The sequence below is a fragment of the Planococcus donghaensis MPA1U2 genome (genome assembly GCF_000189395.1).
In the GTDB taxonomy this organism is placed as follows: Bacteria; Bacillota; Bacilli; order Bacillales_A; family Planococcaceae; genus Planococcus; species Planococcus donghaensis_B.
In genome coordinates this window covers 105,205-123,049 of sequence record NZ_AEPB01000022.1, presented here as the reverse complement: position 1 = coordinate 123,049, position 17,845 = coordinate 105,205, and the positions used below count along the sequence as shown (strand labels likewise).

The 17,845-nt window shown below is 34.9% G+C and carries 19 protein-coding genes and 2 other annotated features; of the genes, 2 read left to right on the top strand and 17 right to left on the bottom strand.

Translation table 11 applies throughout. From position 1 onward, the window contains the following. The first annotated feature begins 495 nt into the window (after positions 1–495). Entirely contained in the window at positions 496–1,296 is an 801-nt protein-coding gene (locus tag GPDM_RS06600; RefSeq protein WP_008430100.1) for a GNAT family N-acetyltransferase, read from the top strand. Positions 1,297–1,568: 272 nt separating this feature from the next. Here GPDM_RS06600 and GPDM_RS06595 read toward each other — a convergent pair whose 3' ends face one another. The 11 genes from GPDM_RS06595 to GPDM_RS06545 form a co-directional block, all read right to left on the bottom strand. After that, positions 1,569–1,943, bottom strand: coding sequence for a hypothetical protein (locus tag GPDM_RS06595; RefSeq protein WP_008430099.1), 375 nt, complete (start codon positions 1,941–1,943; stop codon positions 1,569–1,571). 397 nt (positions 1,944–2,340) lie between these two features. Then, complete coding sequence (locus GPDM_RS06590; RefSeq protein ID WP_008430098.1) at positions 2,341–2,778, bottom strand: hypothetical protein; 438 nt, start codon at positions 2,776–2,778, stop codon at positions 2,341–2,343. Between the two features lie 118 nt (positions 2,779–2,896). After that, positions 2,897–3,358, bottom strand: coding sequence for a DUF3916 domain-containing protein (locus tag GPDM_RS06585; protein WP_008430097.1), 462 nt, complete (start codon positions 3,356–3,358; stop codon positions 2,897–2,899). Between the two features lie 165 nt (positions 3,359–3,523). Next, on the bottom strand, positions 3,524–4,102 hold the full coding sequence (locus GPDM_RS06580; protein WP_008430096.1) for a histidine phosphatase family protein: 579 nt from the start codon (positions 4,100–4,102) through the stop codon (positions 3,524–3,526). Positions 4,103–4,205: 103 nt separating this feature from the next. After that, positions 4,206–4,712 carry an SMI1/KNR4 family protein gene (locus GPDM_RS06575; RefSeq protein WP_008430095.1) on the bottom strand — a complete coding sequence of 169 codons (507 nt, stop codon included), beginning with the start codon at positions 4,710–4,712 and terminating at the stop codon, positions 4,206–4,208. Positions 4,713–5,342: 630 nt separating this feature from the next. Further along, positions 5,343–5,876: a nucleoside/nucleotide kinase family protein gene (locus GPDM_RS06570; protein WP_008430094.1), complete on the bottom strand. Its 534-nt coding sequence runs from the start codon at positions 5,874–5,876 to the stop codon at positions 5,343–5,345. A 473-nt stretch (positions 5,877–6,349) separates the two neighbouring features. Then, a complete protein-coding gene (locus tag GPDM_RS06565) occupies positions 6,350–6,835 on the bottom strand; it encodes a GNAT family N-acetyltransferase (RefSeq protein ID WP_008430093.1) in 486 nt (161 codons plus the stop codon). 223 nt (positions 6,836–7,058) lie between these two features. After that, the gene (locus GPDM_RS06560) at positions 7,059–7,943 is read right to left on the bottom strand and encodes a hypothetical protein (protein WP_008430092.1); all 885 of its coding nucleotides are present in this window, start codon (positions 7,941–7,943) and stop codon (positions 7,059–7,061) included. Positions 7,944–8,211: 268 nt separating this feature from the next. Then, positions 8,212–8,883, bottom strand: coding sequence for a 5'-methylthioadenosine/S-adenosylhomocysteine nucleosidase family protein (locus GPDM_RS06555; RefSeq protein WP_008430090.1), 672 nt, complete (start codon positions 8,881–8,883; stop codon positions 8,212–8,214). A gap of 249 nt (positions 8,884–9,132) precedes the next feature. Beyond that, positions 9,133–9,699 carry a GNAT family N-acetyltransferase gene (locus GPDM_RS06550; protein WP_008430089.1) on the bottom strand — a complete coding sequence of 189 codons (567 nt, stop codon included), beginning with the start codon at positions 9,697–9,699 and terminating at the stop codon, positions 9,133–9,135. Positions 9,700–9,756: 57 nt separating this feature from the next. Continuing rightward, positions 9,757–9,955, bottom strand: a binding site (T-box leader). Between the two features lie 159 nt (positions 9,956–10,114). Further along, the gene (locus GPDM_RS06545; protein WP_008430088.1) at positions 10,115–10,846 is read right to left on the bottom strand and encodes an alpha/beta fold hydrolase; all 732 of its coding nucleotides are present in this window, start codon (positions 10,844–10,846) and stop codon (positions 10,115–10,117) included. A 445-nt stretch (positions 10,847–11,291) separates the two neighbouring features. On the opposite strand from GPDM_RS06545, the gene GPDM_RS06540 reads away from it, so the two are divergent. Continuing rightward, positions 11,292–12,119, top strand: a complete 828-nt coding sequence (locus GPDM_RS06540) for a DUF2268 domain-containing putative Zn-dependent protease (protein ID WP_008430087.1) — start codon at positions 11,292–11,294, stop codon at positions 12,117–12,119. Positions 12,120–12,256: 137 nt separating this feature from the next. Here GPDM_RS06540 and GPDM_RS06535 read toward each other — a convergent pair whose 3' ends face one another. The 6 genes from GPDM_RS06535 to GPDM_RS06500 form a co-directional block, all read right to left on the bottom strand. Further along, positions 12,257–12,838: a GNAT family N-acetyltransferase gene (locus GPDM_RS06535; RefSeq protein ID WP_039863025.1), complete on the bottom strand. Its 582-nt coding sequence runs from the start codon at positions 12,836–12,838 to the stop codon at positions 12,257–12,259. 84 nt (positions 12,839–12,922) lie between these two features. Continuing rightward, positions 12,923–13,175 (bottom strand) — a binding site (T-box leader). Between the two features lie 392 nt (positions 13,176–13,567). Beyond that, positions 13,568–14,068, bottom strand: a complete 501-nt coding sequence (locus GPDM_RS06530) for a hypothetical protein (RefSeq protein WP_008430084.1) — start codon at positions 14,066–14,068, stop codon at positions 13,568–13,570. A gap of 315 nt (positions 14,069–14,383) precedes the next feature. Continuing rightward, complete coding sequence (locus tag GPDM_RS16315; RefSeq protein WP_008430083.1) at positions 14,384–14,839, bottom strand: barstar family protein; 456 nt, start codon at positions 14,837–14,839, stop codon at positions 14,384–14,386. A gap of 198 nt (positions 14,840–15,037) precedes the next feature. Further along, complete coding sequence (locus tag GPDM_RS06520) at positions 15,038–15,412, bottom strand: hypothetical protein (RefSeq protein WP_008430082.1); 375 nt, start codon at positions 15,410–15,412, stop codon at positions 15,038–15,040. A gap of 461 nt (positions 15,413–15,873) precedes the next feature. After that, positions 15,874–16,725 (bottom strand): DUF2785 domain-containing protein, encoded by an 852-nt coding sequence (locus GPDM_RS06510; protein ID WP_008430080.1) that lies wholly within the window; start codon positions 16,723–16,725, stop codon positions 15,874–15,876. A 595-nt stretch (positions 16,726–17,320) separates the two neighbouring features. Further along, complete coding sequence (locus GPDM_RS06500) at positions 17,321–17,821, bottom strand: HEAT repeat domain-containing protein (protein ID WP_008430077.1); 501 nt, start codon at positions 17,819–17,821, stop codon at positions 17,321–17,323. Positions 17,822–17,845: the final 24 nt, after the last annotated feature.

The following is a 17,845-nucleotide window of genomic DNA, read 5'->3' as shown; positions in this document are numbered from 1 at the left end:
CCGCTAGTGCCGCTGTTGGCACCAATAATGATAGGCTAAGTGGTACGGCTAAAAGTACTTTGTTTAATTTCATCTAAATCGCTCCCTTTTTTCTTTTTTATTTTTTCGTTATACAGGCATAACGCAAAGGGATTTGTTTTAGATCACTTTTTCACAAAAAACTTTTTTTATTTTTATCTTTAGATTTTCCAAAGCTTATATTAAATAAGCCAAATAATGAAAGGTAAATTAGTCGGATATTCTTATAGAAGAAACAGGAAATTTCTCGCTAATTTCCAAAAAAGAAATCTATTCTTCACCTTTTTACGTTCTATTAACAAGAACAAAAGTTGTTTAAACAAACCAAGATCAGGTTTAACACAATATCGCATTTAAACGATATGTGTGGGCTTAACCCTATTTTTATTCAATCAGCATGGGCACAAGCTTCAAGTTGCTTGTGCTGTTTCGCTTTTACTAAGAGTTCCGGAGTACCGGCAAGGAGGAGATATCCGTATGAACATAAAAATTGAAAAGAAATATATCCCTTTAGCAAATTATTTCTCAGCAACAAAAAATCCAACCATTACTTTACAATTTACAGAAATCGAAAAAATCATGGGTCAAAGCCTTCCGAATGCTGCTTATTTGAGTTACAGTTGGTGGAAAAAAACCAAAGCACCAGCCAAGCATTACCTAGCTTGGACAGCTGCAGGATACGCCGTTACTCATGTAGAACCTAAACGCTACGTTGTTTTCGTTCGAATAGAAGCGGCGAACGATAAAGACAATGCTCCAGCTAATGAAAATATCTTATTAATTCGTCCTGCCGCACATGGTGATGCAAGTTCCCTTTCAAACTTGCAGAAAAAAATTGAAGGCGAATCAGATTTTTTCTTATACGGACATGGAGAACGATTATTGTCTTCACAAAAAACAAGAAAACAAATCATTGAATGGAATCAAAGTGGACACTCGCTCATTCTTTTGGCTATTTTAAATGGACAGCACGTCGGTTACTTAATGATTGAAGGATATAAAGCTCATCGAGCCAGCCATCGTGCTAGTTTGCGAATAGGCATTCAAAAGGATTCACAGCGCAACGGAATCGGATCTTTACTTCTCCAAAAAGCAGAGGCATGGTCAGCAGAAAAAGGCATTCATCGCCTTGAAGTTAGTGTACTAGAAACAAATTCGCTGGCTCTCACTTTTTTACATAAGCATGGCTATGAATCTGAAGGCATTCGCCGTAAAGCGTTGATGATCCAACAAACCGCCTATGATGAAATTTATCTCGCTAAGATATCAATTACCTGATTCATTTTATGAAAAGGGAAATAAATTTAATGAAATTGAATATAGAAAACTTGAATTTTATGCTGAGCTTGTTACTGCTAGTAAACACCTATTTTATGGCGAACCCTAATGGTGAAAGTTTACATTCCCAGACATAAAAAAGAGAAAAAGCTACTGGTCGCTTTCTTTCTTTCGTAAATTCAAGATATGTATGTTATTATCCATTCAGAAATATGATTCAAAGCTTATTTTTATCAGAAAGTAAAAATAACCTAATTCACAATAAGCTACTTTCAACTTCTAACTATTGCGATTGATTTGCAGGTAATCTGACAATCCATCATGGGAATCACCATTTTAACTTGATAAAGAGAAACTCCTTCCACTACAATCTCTCTAATCGAAATGTCATGAAAATAGAAAGCGACCTCATTGGGCGATTGTGGAATATCTCCTTCTGCCCCTTCCAGCCACGTATTAAAGTTGGCGGAGAAACACTCTTTAAACAGAACGGTATACTCCCTATCTTCTTTTTCTTCATCCCTGCTGCCCATATATTTCATTGTCACCAAATGCTTGACATGATCATAATTGATTCCTTTTAGTTCTGCATCGATGTAGTTTGTCGCCATAAGTTTTTCTTCAACATCTTGACCACTTAATCTCACTCACGTCTCCTCCATTTCGGAACTTCAGATGAAAACCTCTAAAATTCCAAATTAAATATAACTTAACTGCCCTCTAACTACATTCAGCTCATAGTCTTTTTCCACTAACTTATTTCCGTTATTGTTGACACTGTTTTCGAAATTTATATATTAAATATACTCACAACTTAAAACAATAGCTAGATAATTTTGGAAATAAAACCTTTCGTAAAAGTGCACGTTCCTAGACGCAAAAAAAGAGAAAAAGCTGCTTATCGCTTTTTCTCTTCCAATACTATAAAGTTGAATCAGATTCATTCGCACTCAGCCATAATTTGATATTTTGCCAATATATATGTTCCGAAGAGAAAGCATCCCTTCTATTAACTTGGTATACCATATGTCCTTTAAAGTAGGATCATTTGGTGGGAATTACTGCTCCATCCTGTTCTAAGTAAAGCTGAAGTCCCGTGCCGATGCTCGAACCTGGATAATAGTCCACTTTGCAGTAATATTCGCCTTCTTTGATCTTCGGAAACTCGTCATGCTCATACTCTGCCCATGTATCATCAAATACCGCTTCAACCGTAAAAACATCTTCACGGAGTTCTTCCATAACAATTTCGCAAGTTCCTTCATAGCGGGTAGGTTCTTTCGCAATAACGGCTGGCAAGTCTATTGCGTAAGAAATGAATGTGACGCCAAAAATGAATAACAATAGAGCTGGAATGACGTACCTGAAAAAAATGATGTGAAAAGCGAATCTCCTCTTGCCCCTTCTCCTAATCATTTTCCAGAAATAGTAGGACCATAAAGTGGTAGCAATAAACGTTAAAATCAATACAAAATAATACAACTTTTTGCACTCCCTTGAATATCGTCATTAAATCTGTGTTTTTTATTACTAGTATCTGTTAAATTTTAGCGTTGATAGTATTTAAAAAATTTAATTTCTCTTGAAGTATCGTTAACTTCTATTTAGTTTCCCCTATAAACCAAATTTCACTTTCATAATAACCATCCTCATCGTCAATAACTTCTTTAAAACCAGCTATGTCGAAATCGCTAGGAATGGCTAGCTTCCAGTCAGTTTGAATAGACCTGTTATTTGAAAGAGGAATCCATTTATAATAATCGCTATCCCTTGTAAAGAAATCTTTAAAATCATCTTCCCCTTTGAAAATGATAATTTGTGAATTCCATAAACTAGGCAAGGTAATTAAAACACCAACACGATATTTTTCTTCATCATGTGGCTGCAGCCCTTTTAGATATTCTGCGCGATTCAATAACGTTTGAATGCACAATCGTTTGGCCTTCCATGGTGTTTTATCAGAGCTGATAAAATCTTGGCCAACCGGTAAGTGCATATGCCAGTTACCGTTGTAGAATTTTGTTGGAAACGCCATCGTATTTTCTTCGATCCGGTTGACCATTTTCTCAGTCTTCCGTTTAATCCCCCGGATTTTTTCTCGCGCATATAGTATTCTCCTCACTATTTGTATTAAGCATAACTAAAGTACAGGTATTGGTAGAAACCTTTTATTTTGAATTCCAATGTAACTTACTTGCTAACAAATTACATTCAGGTTTTCTGTGAATCACTCCACAACAAGATGAAAATACTCTGTCTCTAGCAGGAAATCTTCTCTGGTAAGCTGTTGGCCTGAAATCTGTTGCCGATATGAAGTGATAGTCCCGTCATGCGTGACAATATAGATTCTCTCGCGTTGAAAACTCCTGCAAAAATCAATGAACTCTTCAGCCAAAAGGTTAAGTTCATCTTCACATAGGACATTAATGCCTGTCACCCACAAAGAAGAAGTAAGATTTGGTGCAGGAGCAAAGGTTGGGAACTCATCTTGAAGTCTTTCGAAATCAAGCAATTCATCACATGGCAATGTCGTAGCAGCTAGTCGTGTAGGAAATATACGGGGAGCAACCATTGGATGTACCAATCGATTGCACTCAATGTTCTCACTCCAAATCAAAGCCGTTTGGAGTGTTCTGAAAGTCGGACTGACAATTAAAACATCCCCAGTAGCTAATGGAAGCGAAGATCTTAAATTTTTCGCCTGTCCCCTTCCTTGAATGGTTAAAGAGGGATTATTCATATGTAGACTTTTAGGTAAATTCAATGTATGTTCACCTTGTCCATGGCGAATAAATATCAATTCCACTTAGCTACCTCCTTAATAACTCCTCTTTTATTTGTTTAAAACTGTATGTAATTTTATTCATTATCAGGGACATTCAAATTGTTCAATAGGAGCAATCTAATATTTACGGAATAATGAATCCCCATTCCCAAAATTTCGACCCTTGCGCGATGATGATTTTTTCAAGCCAGTCTTCAAAGGTCATGCCGATAAACATATTATCCTCGAAGTTATAGCCGGTATCCATAACATATAGATAGCCATTGCCTACCATTTTGTCTGTCACGATCAAATAGCAACCATCGTATCCATAGGCAATGGGAAACCAGTTATCCGGATAGTCAAAACCAGGGATGGCTCTATGTTCCAATATCTCGTCTATGGTAAAAAGTTCAAAGCCCCCTCCATATTCGGGAAAGTTGAAAATAAGTCCCCCATTGTGCAGTAGAAGAAACTCTTCGTAATCTTTTGGTACATTAAATGGCAATTTCTTCAGATCCTTTTCTGTTGCGGGAGGATTAAAGAACACTTCCACTTTCTCCAAATATCCATCTTCCTGTTGAATTTCTAAAAGACCTTTTGAATCTAGGCGTTTCTTCAAAGCTTCTATAGTAATTTTTATTTTAGACAACATCTTTCACTCCTCAATCGTTCCTATTTATCTTTACAAATGAAAGTAACTTAACTGCACTTGCATTACATTCCCTGCGCTATTCTAAGTTCTCCAATCAGAAGTCATTGCTTGAAAATTGATGACTTCCCTTTTTTATTAAAGACGATGTTCAACATCAACTTGGACGACCTGAAACTCTTTCGCAATAACAAAGCTTGGTCCTAAACGTAGGAAGTGGTAACTCTTATTAGTTGGAGACTCTTTTAGCAACACTTGAGAAGTCGAAAATTCATATAACTAGAACATGTTAAGGCAAACGATCCTCATGTTAATAAAACTTTGTGAATTGCAAATTGATATCTGTTTTAAATTTACCTGAATAAATAGACTGTCTGATTTCTTTCAATCATTCTAATTCTCCTTAACCTCTCTATTCAAGTCGTTCATAAACTATCCATTTGAAAAACTGGGAACCTAGTAATTGTTTCTTCAAATATACATATACCACAATAAGATAGCTAGCTAATTTTGGTAAATAAACCATGCGTAAAAGTAAACTTTCAAAGACACAAAAAGAGAAAAAGAGAAAAAGCTGTTTTTCGCTTTTTCTCTTCCGATAATAGTTCCTACCTTAATCTAGAGGGTTTTTCATACTTTTTCCAATATTAACCTTACAATCCTAGCTACTGATTGAGATCCATCTATAATGAAGTCAGCATCTGGCTTGATTGTAGATAACATCTCTAGGTATGCCTGTCTGCCTTGCGAATTATAATGTGCCATAGCCTCAATAATATCTTCTTTAGAGCCCTCTTGAAAATCTCGGATTGTTCGACGCGCTAATGCAATATCCAAAGGTGTATCGATAAAGAAAGAAACATTGATGAAAGAATGCGTTTGTGCATGTTGGTAGGAAAATGGAAAATCTAATAGAATGTAATCGATAGGTTTAGTCACTAATTTCTCTAAGTCTTTTACAATAGGAGTGAGATTCCATTCATTATAATTAGCTCCTCGATTCATCCAATCAATTACATTTTCTGGCCCTTCCAAATCGTACTCATCAAAGTAAAGCGCTTCAGAATTTGGTAGTTCTTCATTCAATTTTTCAACAATAGTGGTTTTTCCGCCACCTGAAATACTAGCAATTGCGATGACAATAGGTCTCTTCATTACTTCCATCTAATCAACCTCTATTTCTAGTCACTTCTAATAACTCATGATACGTAAACTAACATTACTATTTTTATTATCGTAGTAAATGACATCAATATCAGGAAGATGGGTCCTCTTTTCTAATCCACGTAACGTATCTCAGATTTTTGAACGAACAAACCCTGCACATATCCATCAACTTGGAAGGTCTACTAATTTCACAGTTTTTAATAGCTCTATCATTCATCTTTTTGTATCAGTCGTATAATATCTAATTCATTTTTCAGCATCGTCCCATCCCTTTAGCTTTGTCGTGATTAAGTATCTTGTGACGAGATTTTTCACTATTTGAATGTATCTTAATTCACATTATGTTACGTTCAAAACTATTAATAGAGGGTTAAAATCTATGTTCTTTAAAGCTCTTTAAAACTTTAAGATTGAGATCTATAGAAAACACGACCTCAAATTAATGTGAAGTTGTGTTTAAGGTTAATCTTTTATACTTTTAAAACCATTTCTATTGTTTTCAGTATGTGTCCATCGAAATCATCATCAAACTCTCTAACAACTTCAAATGCTTTTGCTTCATAAAATTTTACACCGGACAGATTGTCCTTTTCAACATCTACAAAAATTTCTTTCACTCCGTGTAATTCTTTGATGCCTTGCTCTAATAATGCTGAACCTATTCCTTGACCTTGATATTCAGGATAAATATAGATAGCAGCTAATCCGACTATGCCGTCGTCATTTACTCGAGAAAAATTAGCGAAACCAACAACTTTTCCAGAAATATTAGCCACAAGAATAATCGATTTCTCCATACGTTGGTGCATTCTATTGTCATTGTATGCAGAACTTAAAAAGTTCTCTTGAACATCTAAGGGAATTATCCCTTCGTATGTAGAATTCCAAGTTTTTTTTGCAATATCTTGTACTTTTTTAATATCTCCTTCTTGCATTCTTCGAACTAAAAATTCCACAAATACACCTCTTTTTAATTCATTTTTTTGTGAATCCTACATTACTGTAATTGGAATTAAATTTCCTTTTTATTAGCATATCATCTTTTCATGACTTTCCAGCATAAATCAAAGCGTATAAGTTCTAGTATTTTCTTCATATTTCTATCTTTGAATATAACTTAACTGCACTTTTGTTACATTCATTAAAACGATACATATGATTTAGTAAAATTGGTTTAATTCACTGCAGGCGATATGTTTTCAAGGAATATTCTCTCCACTCTGCTTGAAGTTCATCGAAACGGGTGATTTTCCAGGGGTTAAAAAAGGTTTGTCCGTTCTTGTTGAAGAAAAGCTCATTTCCTATATGATATGATGCATGCTGAATCTGACCTTCAGCGGTTTGCCATATCACCACATCCCCTTCAATCCATTCTTCAGTTTGGATAAGCCGGTGTGTTCTGCCTAACATTTCTTTAAATGTTTGAGGGTGTACCCATTCATGGATCATCCATTCTTGCCGTGAAATGGCAAAGAGAGTTGCAGCCAAACAGTTACTGCCCCCTTCGGTTGGAAAGGTATTCGCATATTTTTTGACTACCAATGGAAGATGTTCTGGCGTTTCCTCGCTCGCCCATTCACCCCATTGTTGTGCATACTTCCTCAATAATTGATCCCTTGCAGGCATCGACATTCTTTTCCAGAGGTCGGCAGTCATAACTATCAACTTTTCCTCTTTTTCGATTACTACATTTTCTTTCAGGAAGAGAGGCAGCTCTGAAAAATAAGATAACGGAAAAATGAGCCCTCGATTTACTTTTAGCTGAATCTGCAACAGTCTTTCTTTTTTTGATGGAGGTAATTCTGTGATCCAGTTCTCAGTTGCGACAATCACAGAATAAACTTCCTTGGACAAGTTCCAGTATTCATAGCTATTTGCAAGCTGGATTTGCTTATAGGATGCATGATTGAAAAACTCATCTCTCGGTATAAGTAAGGCGTGTCCTAGCTCTTCATCAAATAAAGGCAAGTCCTCTTCTTGGATGAAGAATAAGTCTTTCTCTGGCACATATATTTCAATCCACTTCTGAAGTTGAGTTTTTGTTGGCTGAATGTTTATTTTCATAATACCCTCACTTTTGATATTAGATAAATGTTCATACCCTTAGTCTAAATTACTGCCCATATTTCACTTTAACATATATATCCATTAGAAAGAGCCTAATAAAAATGAGGTAAATAAATTCGGATATATTCATTTAAACTATTAAACTGTTTAATAAAAGGACACTTTCTTAAAAATAAAAAAAGAAAAAGCAACAGATAGCTTTTTCTCTTCTGATAATCCTGAATATGTACACTAGTATAATTCAAAATTCTTACTGTACATTTATTTAAATAAATCTTTTTAAATATTCATCATAAATTTTGTTCATAACTTTTGGAGTGTTTTCTAAATACACATTCATTTGTTCAATGTTCGATTTGAATTTGTCAGAGTTTCTTTCATCTGTTGGAAAGTCAGATATCCCTTTAATAATAATGCATTCGATATCATTCTTCTTACAGATATACGCAATTGCACCTGACTCTGTATCAGCTACTGTTATATCGTTTTCTTTAAGTTCTATATAATCATTCCACATAACTACAGCTTTATCTGCAGTCCCAATTGTACCCGTATAAAAATCATTTTCATATTTGGATAGATTGATGTCGACTATGAAGGATTGTTTAATGAAGGGTTCAATTTCTTTTACTGTGCAATCATATTGAACAGCTCTCTCAGGTACAAAAACATCTAAATTGCTGAACTTCCCATCTATTCCTGCACAAGTTCCAGCAACGATTACTTTCGTTAAATTAAATTTAGCAATCATGTATTGATTTCCACCCACGCCATTTACTTTTCTCACACCAGTACTGTAAAAAATAAGTTCGGCATCCTCAATTGTTCTGATGAAATACTCGCCGTATGGGTAAGCGAAACGTTCACTATCTTTTATACTAAAATATTTTAATGATGCCTCATATTCCCACTTCGTCGCTATACTTATTCCAATCACCGAGTTATCACCTGCTATTTTAATTTTCACTATTTTTACCAATAATACCATGTATAACTTGATAATAATAATCCGATTTTTATAGAAATAACCTTTCGTAATAAGAAGGCAATTACATAGACAAATGAAAAGAAAGAAGCTTTACTCTTCCACTGCTCATCTTTCGATAACTGGTCATATGTAATATGACTCAATATTCACGTCTACATTTTGAACACTAAGAAAAAGAGCATCTATACTTTATACACATTAACTGAGAATCGTAATCTTATCATTACTGTTTAGGTAATTTGAAAAATCTTCTGTACAAAAAACATTTAAAACACAAGGTTGCTTTTCCTTTTTCTCCAACGCTTTATGTTCCTCCGGAAATTCTGCTTCTACATTTAAGCGGATAAATGGCAGTTTTTCTTGTGCTTTTTGTGAACGAATGTTTACTACTCTTGCACCGGCAAAGACATGGTGCAGTCCGAGTTCTTCAAAAGCGATCTGTAAGATAGCGATTTTGGAAGCTTCATTGTATCCTTGACCCCAATATTCGTAGCCAATCCAAGTGCCAATGTGACAAGATTTTTTTTGTTGATTGATGAACATTAAATCGGTTAGACCTATCAATTTACTTTCTTCATTTAGAATCACCCGAGGAACAGTCTTCCCCTCCCTCTCTTCTTCCATTACTCGTTGGATAAAGCATTTCGTATCTTCAACTGTACCGTCTGGTAAGCCCAATGCTTGTTTCACGGGAAGTGCAGAAGAAAGCCTAAATATTTCTTCATAATATTCCTCTCGATGCTTCACTAGCTGAATCCTTTTCATAGTCATCCTCCATTTCTAATGAATAGCTTTAAAAAAAACAAAAAGCCCGGCTATAAACAAAGGGAACCGTAGAGGTGGTACCACCCTTATTTAAAGCAAAGCTTTACTCTCTAAATGGATAACGGGATAAACCGCTGTATTTTTCAATACAGTTTATAAAAGGTAGGTTCAATAAACAACCGTTAGATATCTCGCAGCAATCGATATCCTCTCTTAGAAAGTATTGTTTATTTACTGGTCCTCAAACTTACATGTTACTAATAATTAAATTTTATATAGATTAATCGAATTAGTTTACTAAGTCAATAATATTCAGTACGTGTGGTGCATATTTTGGAGATAGAGCAACTTCAAATTACGGATGGTATGTAAATTTAATTGCATTTTCTCTTAGAAGTTATTTAAATCAAATGGGTTAAGATTTAATTGAATTAAAGAATAGTTCAACTCTATCAATAAAGCGGTCCAAGTTGGGTTCAAAAATATTATGATCAGATTCTTCAAACACCACTAAATTTGCTTGTGGAACTTTTTCTAAATACATTTCGCCATCAGCTATGGATAAAGCAGATCCTTGTTTTTCTCCGCGGATAATAAGAACAGGGCACTTAATAGCATTTAATTCATCCCAGAACTCAACGTACTTAGAATCTTTTTGCAGTCCATCTATCGCATGTGTTTTCATTCTTTCAGACAATGCTCTTCCACGCCAAGGAGGAAGCGCTGAAAAAAAGTCAGCCCATTTAGGAGGAAGCTTGGAGTGTAAAGCAGGATAATCCCCCAATACCAAACCTTTAATTGAATCTAAATGGGCCAGAGCGTAAGCAAGTGTATAGGAAACTCCTCTGGAAAAACCCATAAGAATAATTTCATTTAACCCAAGATGTTTAATAACTGCGTCAATATCGCTAATGTGGTCTTCCAATGTATATCCATTCAAAGGAGCATCACTACTACCTCTTCCGCGCAGCGTTATAGCAATGCAACGTCGAGGTGCCAATGCTTTCAAAAGAGGTATATAATCCTCTGCAGTTTCTGAAAGTCCGGGGACTATAATAAAAGGTAAATCTTGATTAGCCTCAAATTTACTATCTATAAAGTGAATATTAGTTCCATTATTGTCTACCCCCAAATTATTAATCGCCATTTTTCAACACATCCTTTGAAAACTATTTTTTCTAGTACACTCACTTATTTTTTACCCCTCCTTGTCTCCGTAGTTATTCTCGCCACCACTTTTAACAATTAGTTTAACTATACCAAGTTTATTTATGCGTAAATACTAAAAAAATTTTTATGGTTATAATGCTATGTAGATTAAAGCGTTTATAAAAGTTTGACGAATAAAAAGAAGTGAAGACTTGTTGCTCGCAGCCTCATCTCTCGTTTGCAATTCGTATAGCTTTCGATATGTGGACATATGGAATCTAAACTAAAATTAACCACATAAATAGCATATAAACTAGCAGTAGTCGGAAAAAGCGCAGGAGGCTCCCTAGCTTTTGCAAATCTTTGGTACAAAAATCTCCATGTCTACTAATTTACATTTATAGTAAACTAATAAGTAACTAAATTGTTTTCTTGAGGAGTGGTTGAAAATTAGTGGGAAAAATAAATTAATTGAAGTAATTCCTCGCCTTGAACATATGGAGAATTTTCTTGAAGCAATAATCTTACATCCAGAGACCAATAGAATAGATTTATTCCTAGAAATATTTAATCTTTCAAGAGAAGAATTAGAATTGATATCGTTCTTTGGTATATTCAATTTAGAAAATGATATAGAAATGCTTGAAACACAATTAAATAAGCTGCGCAATCTTGCTTATGAAGAATTTATAAGAGACGAACTAATGCTTCTTCAAAAAGAATTTCCAGTTTCAAAAACGATAGAATTTGAGTTGTTCATTCTCGATGAACAGGATCAATTTGTCAGAGAAAAGCTTGGAGGCGTTTCAGCATTCACTGACTGGAGTGGCAAGTTGTTTTTCGCAGTTCTTCCTGACGCTCAAGTTCGGTCAACCTTAAGGTCAGTCATTAACCATGAATATCATCATCATTGGCGAACACACGCCTTAGCGATTACCGAACAGAACCAAACACTAATGGACCGATTGATTTTAGAAGGTTTAGCAGAATATTTTGTGAAAATCAGATTAGGTGAGGCCTATCTTGGTCCTTATAAAGATGCACTAACCGAAAAACAAGCCGAAAATTTATGGGAAAGTATGTACAAGTCACGTCGCAATGAACTAGGTGAAAGAACCGATGTCTACATGTTCGGAAGCAAGAAAGAAAACCTACCTTACTGGGGCGGTTATTCCATTGGTTACTACCTCGTGAAGTGGTATCTGGAGAAAAATGAAGGAAGTTCTATTGAATACATGACATCCTTGGCTAGTGAAAAATTTTCATTTTGATTCATGCTATATAATTACAGCTATAATCCGATTGCTAGAAAACATTTTGCCAACTAAAAAGACAAGAAAATCCTACTCGGATTTCTTGTCTTTCGATAATTGATGATGCGTAAACCAATTCATTAAAAAAAAGTTTTTCAAATTCTTCTATTAATCTTTTGGGTGATCGCATATATACAAGTGTCCGTCAGAGTTTTTCCGTCTGCTGATAAATCTTCATTCACGAGAATCCCCTCTAAGTTGAACCCCAATTTTTCTGGTATCGCTCGACTTGGTAGATTGGTGGATTCGCACCTAATTTCAAGTCGACGAAAACCGAGTTCATTAATTCCATATGCCGTCACTGCTTTTACTGCTTCCGTTATATAACCATTGCCGCCAAACTTCGTATTGATCCAGTAGCCAATCTCACATTTTTGAACTTCCCAGTCAACGCTTTGCAAACTTACCGTTCCGATGAACGCTTGAGCATCCTTCTGAAAGATCAAAAAACGGAAATTCTCTCTTTCAAGAAACTTGATGTGTGCTTCGCGGAGACTTATTTCAGTCTCTTCCAAAGTAGGAACCTCTCGTGCAAAAGGTAACCATTGTCTCAGTTCTTGAATTGAATCTTCAACTGCTCTATTTACTGCTTCTGCATCTCCAGTATAAGAAGGAGCTCTTAAAAGTAATCGTTCTGTTTTTAATTCAGATGGTACATTCAATAAGATTGAATTCATGTTCATTCTCCTCATTTCTATTTTCGACTTTAAACAAACCTGCATTCGACCAAAATAAAAAACCTTCACCCTTAAGAATTTAATCTTAAGGACGAAAGTTATCATTTCGTGGTACCACCTTAGTTTATTGGTGCATCGCTGTAGCCAATCTCATCGGGTACAATCATACCCTATCCTGGTAACGGAGGAATCCGTCTTGCTATCCCTAATGACAAAATTAGCTTGGCAAGAAGCTCGGAGACTTTATTTCCCTAAGACGATGATTACTCCTTTTCAGCAAGTTGGAGCTCTCTTTAAATCATCGTTTCTTAGGTACTTTTCTCTTCAAGGCTTTCTGTTTTTATAATTTCCATAATATTATCACAACTGTAACAAGCTAGTAAATATCAATTCTTAAATGAGCAATTAAGACAATTAACAAATATATTTGTAAACGAACTTCTTCAGTAATAAAAGTACAAACTCATGTTTGAGCTAGTTCTCTTCCGATAAGTTTTGATATGTAAACTAATTATGAATTTAGTATTTTGCTTTAAATATATCTATTAATAATAAGATGTACTCAATCGTATTTTGTATTTATGAAAAACATTTTGATTCTTTTTGATGTTTTAAATTTAACGGAGTATTAACCATTCAATTTAATAACCTGTTCAGTCAATGATGTGTATGATAACTCAAAAGCGAGTTACTACAGCAGTTGAAAACATTTTTTCTCTGTTAATAAAGTTAACCATTATTTGTAGTGAGTACTTTGAAAGTATCCCAGTCGACTATTTCTTGGTACTCCTCATCATTTACTGTGAAATTAATTTTCGCAGCTCTGTTCTCATCCTCTACTACCTCGCCAAGTCGAACTTCTGCTACGATCCTACTTTCTCCTTGGAGTTCAAATCCATTAATATTTACGATTTCCCCAATATTACGATTTCCCGAATATAAACCCGTTTGTTTTAAAGGGTCGGCACCATAAAATTCATATTCGATACCATCTTCTCCAAAGGTCACAGGTTCTTCGTTTTCTTTAACTAATTCAACAGAAGTAATTACAACGGGTCTCTCACCTGTCCATTCAAATGGAAGAACAATGTAGTAGCTTTTGTTGGATTCGAGTGAATCGCCGTACATATTTCCAAACATAAACTCCCCATCAACCGATTCTTCTGAATCACTGCAAGCGGCTATCATTAAAAACAAAAACATAATCGGTACTATTTTAAGTGTTTTCATAAATGGCCTCCTTTATTTAATATCATCTTACTTCTAATAGTATCTTTCTTTTCAGTTAAATGGAAGTAAACTGGTATTTCCCAAACAATCCTCATTAATCATTAATTGCAACTTTGAAAGTGTTCCTAAAAGTACACTTACATGAATGAAAAAAAGAAGATGCTTAGGATCAGCACCTTCTCCAGTTTGCTTTTATAGACTCCGAAAAGCTGCGATATGTAAACTAATAGCCCAGTCAAAAATATCTTCTTAAACTTACCATATGTGAGAAGAACCCCTTGCCTCCGATTATTCATTTTCTACTATTTATTTGATTTATATCCCTCTATCTTTATCAAACCATTCTTCTCCATTCCACTCGGGAACCATTTCACCTATCGCAGGGAGCGATATTTCCGGATCAGTTGATTGAATAAAACTCAATAATGCTTTTCCTTCAAGTAAGAATTTCCAAGAATTTATCTGGATAATTTCTAATACATCAATCGCCAAATCAGGATGTTTCGCAAGGAAGGACTGGTAATGAGTGAAAACCAACAAAAGACCCGTATTGTTTATTGGCAAATCAGATAGACAATCACTAAACGCATTTAGGTTTTCACCGTAGTAAGCTGGAAAATTCAATTTTCTCGCAACTTCTTTATGGAAAAACTCTTCATCCCATTCTCTACAATCAAACCGAACTACCTCAAATCCTTCAGATTCTATTTTTTTAATATTTTTTTCTAAAAGGTCGATTTTGCCAAACAGAATTATACTACCGTTTAGCATCAGTTCTTTCCACTTCGCTGTTTTCGTATCTATGTTTACCTCCTCCTACCTTTCTTATTTTAGAAAGTATTTTAGAAATACTTTCTCCATGATGCTACTCTTTAAATTTCTTTAGAATAAGGGTTTCTAATGTAACTTAATTCACATTAAGTTACGTTCATAAAAAGACAGCAAACTTTAAAAATACCCTGATATCAACTATTTTATATCCGTCAGTATTAATTTTTCTGTCTGTCCATCCCACATAATTTCCATTTCAAGCTCATCATCTTTTTGAAAAGTTCCGCAACCTTCACAGCCACTAGCAATTTTGGCTTTTCCGTCAGTTAACGGTGTTCCTGTTTGCCCCATTTTGGTTAATGTGGTTCCAATTTTATAATTTACTGTTTCTGGCATTGGTCCATTTCCCACGTACTTAAGAGTTCCAGTTGCTTCTTGTTCATCTTCGTTAGTAACATCGACCATATAAAAAACTTCCCAATTATCGGTAGTCCCTGAAAATTCATAAATTTCGCCATTACTACAACCAGCTAAGCCAAGTAAAAGAATAAACAATAAAGAAATCTTTTTCATTCCTTTGCCCCCTTATAAAGTCATTTTCGAAAGTAACTTAACTGTACATTAGTTACATCCACTTTCTAATAAAAGGTGTAGGTGAAAATAAGTAGTGAGAGAGCTAGCAGACCAGATTTAATCCAGATTACTTTATTACTAATGCCACTCTTCTTTTCTAAATAGTAAATATAATGGACTAGTATTAGAAAACCAGCAAAAGTTAATAAGAAACTAGGTGTAGTTGTACTTCCAACAAACGATATATATTCTAGAAGGCCAAATACTAGTAAGAGCATACCAATGGCACCGATTATTAAATAAAGGTAAGAACTGTTTGTCTTTTTCTTCTCCATATTCACACTCCCTCTCAAGTCTACTATCTTGGTGAGTTCAGTATTATTTTCATTCCCTTACTTTTGTCAACTAACTTATATACTTATTTTAACATTTTATTTATTCTTACCTTTATTTTATTCACTTTACATAGACAAGATAGTATTCTTAATACTGGGCTGCAGAGACGCCAGGTTAGTGTGATTGTCTGCCTGTAAGTAGAAGCTTTTTAGGAATTTTTTGCAGTTGGCATATAGAATCCAATAGTTCTCTTCATCGATCTGGCTTTTCTGTTTTTCTAGTTTAAGATGGACATGCTGCAGCAAGTCTTCAATTGCATCATTATCCAAGCCCCTATTCAGCATTTCCAGGATTGGGACTAACAGTCTTTCATCTTCATCATGGATATAAAAAGCCTCAGAAACAAATACCTTATCCCAGAGTGAATGAAGTATCTCTAAGTAGAAGTCTGAGGTGATGTTCTCGTTCTTAACTAATTCATCAAATGCATCCGCAACATGAGCAATACTGTGGGCCCATCCTTTGCCTGCAACAAATCCGCGTAAATCATTTTCAAGGTTGAGATAAGCTATCAGTTTATCCTTTATTACTAAGATCGTATGAGAAGAGAGAAAATCTTCTTCATTGTTTCTATATAAAATAAGCGTTATTAATAATGTGGTGAAAGATCTAGTGAATACAGTATCGGTTTCGATTTCACCTATGCCTTTAAATAGCATTGTGTCACTCAAACATACATCCAACATTTCGATTAACAACTTTTGATCCAACTGTTTGTCCAGCGTCAACTTGCAAAAAGTTCCATAGATTAGGGTATCTCGCAATTTACTATCTGCGGACCCGATATGTTTAAGCATTGATTCTAGAAGTAAAAGCTCATTCTTTTTCTCCCAGTACTTTTCTCCGACCTTTATCTCATTTAGAATTATTTTTAGTTCTGACGCTTCTATTGCAGCAGTGTTAGGTACCAAAGTCATTATTCAGCTACTCCTTAAATTTAATTATATTTTCTGAAATTCTTATACATAGATATTAACATTAAATTCCATAGTAAGAACACAAGCTAAAGTAACCGTTCGTAAAAAGACCCCTCCCAGACATAAGAAAAAGAAGAAACTCATGCTAGAGCTCCTTCTCTTCCAATAACTCTTGATATGTAAACTTGCACGCAAATTTCCTATTAGTAAAACTCCAAGTCTTCCTATGCCTTCGTTCTAACCTTCTCTTGGCGATAGTACCTAATGGCAAGGACCACTTGAAAAAAAGGAAGAAGTAGAGTCATGTACAAGAGAGGTTCGATATCCAAGAACAGGAGAGCAATCAAATTGGGCAGAAACACCAAAAATCCAATAATCATTCTACGTAACGACTCAAAAGCAACACCAACAACAAATAAGTAAACTGATATCATCAACAATAGCCATGGTAAATACATCAAGCTAAAATAGTAAAGAAAAGTATACACGGTTTCTAGCCACATGATTATTCTTACACCCCCCTTTCTACACTTTCTCTGTTTAGTTATCGAATAAATCCAGTGACATTCGAAGTTTGAATGTAATTTACTTAGTATTAAGTTACATTCAAATCAAACAGAAAATCTAATATATCGCTATGTAATTCTTGCTGTCTTTCAATCTCGTCCAGTCGCTCTTTTACCTTTTGCAGGGATTTCAATAATACATCGCCAGATACGTTTCTGTTCATGGATTCTATAAGTTGATAAGCACCTGCTTGTACTTCATAATTTCCAGTTAAAAACTGATGGATGAGTATCTCTAAATGCGCCGTACAATCAAAAAGTTCTAATGCGTACAACAAAGTCCCCCTACTTCCGAGTGTCCTGGAATCGTTAAGCAAGTTAATCAAAGGAGAAACTGCTTCTTCATTTCCAATATCTCGTAAGGCAATAGCAAGCAAATTTCTTAAATTCTTGTCTTCAGTTTGGGTGAGGTGCTTTATCAGTATTTTGGTTGCTTCCTGATGTTGATCAGCGGACATTTCACCCAATAATAGTTCTACTTTTTCCACGTTATTATTTTCTAATGCTCTTTCTAATACACTGAACTTCATTTGCCTCTCCCCCCTTTAATAGTC

Coding starts and splice junctions, on each gene's coding strand:
- GPDM_RS06520 (WP_008430082.1), bottom strand. CDS start 15,412: ATGAAAAAGATTTCTTTATTGTTTATTCTTTTACTTGGCTTAGCTGGT.
- GPDM_RS16315 (WP_008430083.1), bottom strand. CDS start 14,839: ATGCTAAACGGTAGTATAATTCTGTTTGGCAAAATCGACCTTTTAGAA.
- GPDM_RS06500 (WP_008430077.1), bottom strand. CDS start 17,821: ATGAAGTTCAGTGTATTAGAAAGAGCATTAGAAAATAATAACGTGGAA.
- GPDM_RS06570 (WP_008430094.1), bottom strand. CDS start 5,876: ATGGAAGTAATGAAGAGACCTATTGTCATCGCAATTGCTAGTATTTCA.
- GPDM_RS06535 (WP_039863025.1), bottom strand. CDS start 12,838: ATGAATTCAATCTTATTGAATGTACCATCTGAATTAAAAACAGAACGA.
- GPDM_RS06560 (WP_008430092.1), bottom strand. CDS start 7,943: ATGAAAATAAACATTCAGCCAACAAAAACTCAACTTCAGAAGTGGATT.
- GPDM_RS06585 (WP_008430097.1), bottom strand. CDS start 3,358: ATGGTCAACCGGATCGAAGAAAATACGATGGCGTTTCCAACAAAATTC.
- GPDM_RS06600 (WP_008430100.1), top strand. CDS start 496: ATGAACATAAAAATTGAAAAGAAATATATCCCTTTAGCAAATTATTTC.
- GPDM_RS06510 (WP_008430080.1), bottom strand. CDS start 16,725: ATGACTTTGGTACCTAACACTGCTGCAATAGAAGCGTCAGAACTAAAA.
- GPDM_RS06545 (WP_008430088.1), bottom strand. CDS start 10,846: ATGGCGATTAATAATTTGGGGGTAGACAATAATGGAACTAATATTCAC.
- GPDM_RS06530 (WP_008430084.1), bottom strand. CDS start 14,068: ATGAAAACACTTAAAATAGTACCGATTATGTTTTTGTTTTTAATGATA.
- GPDM_RS06550 (WP_008430089.1), bottom strand. CDS start 9,699: ATGAAAAGGATTCAGCTAGTGAAGCATCGAGAGGAATATTATGAAGAA.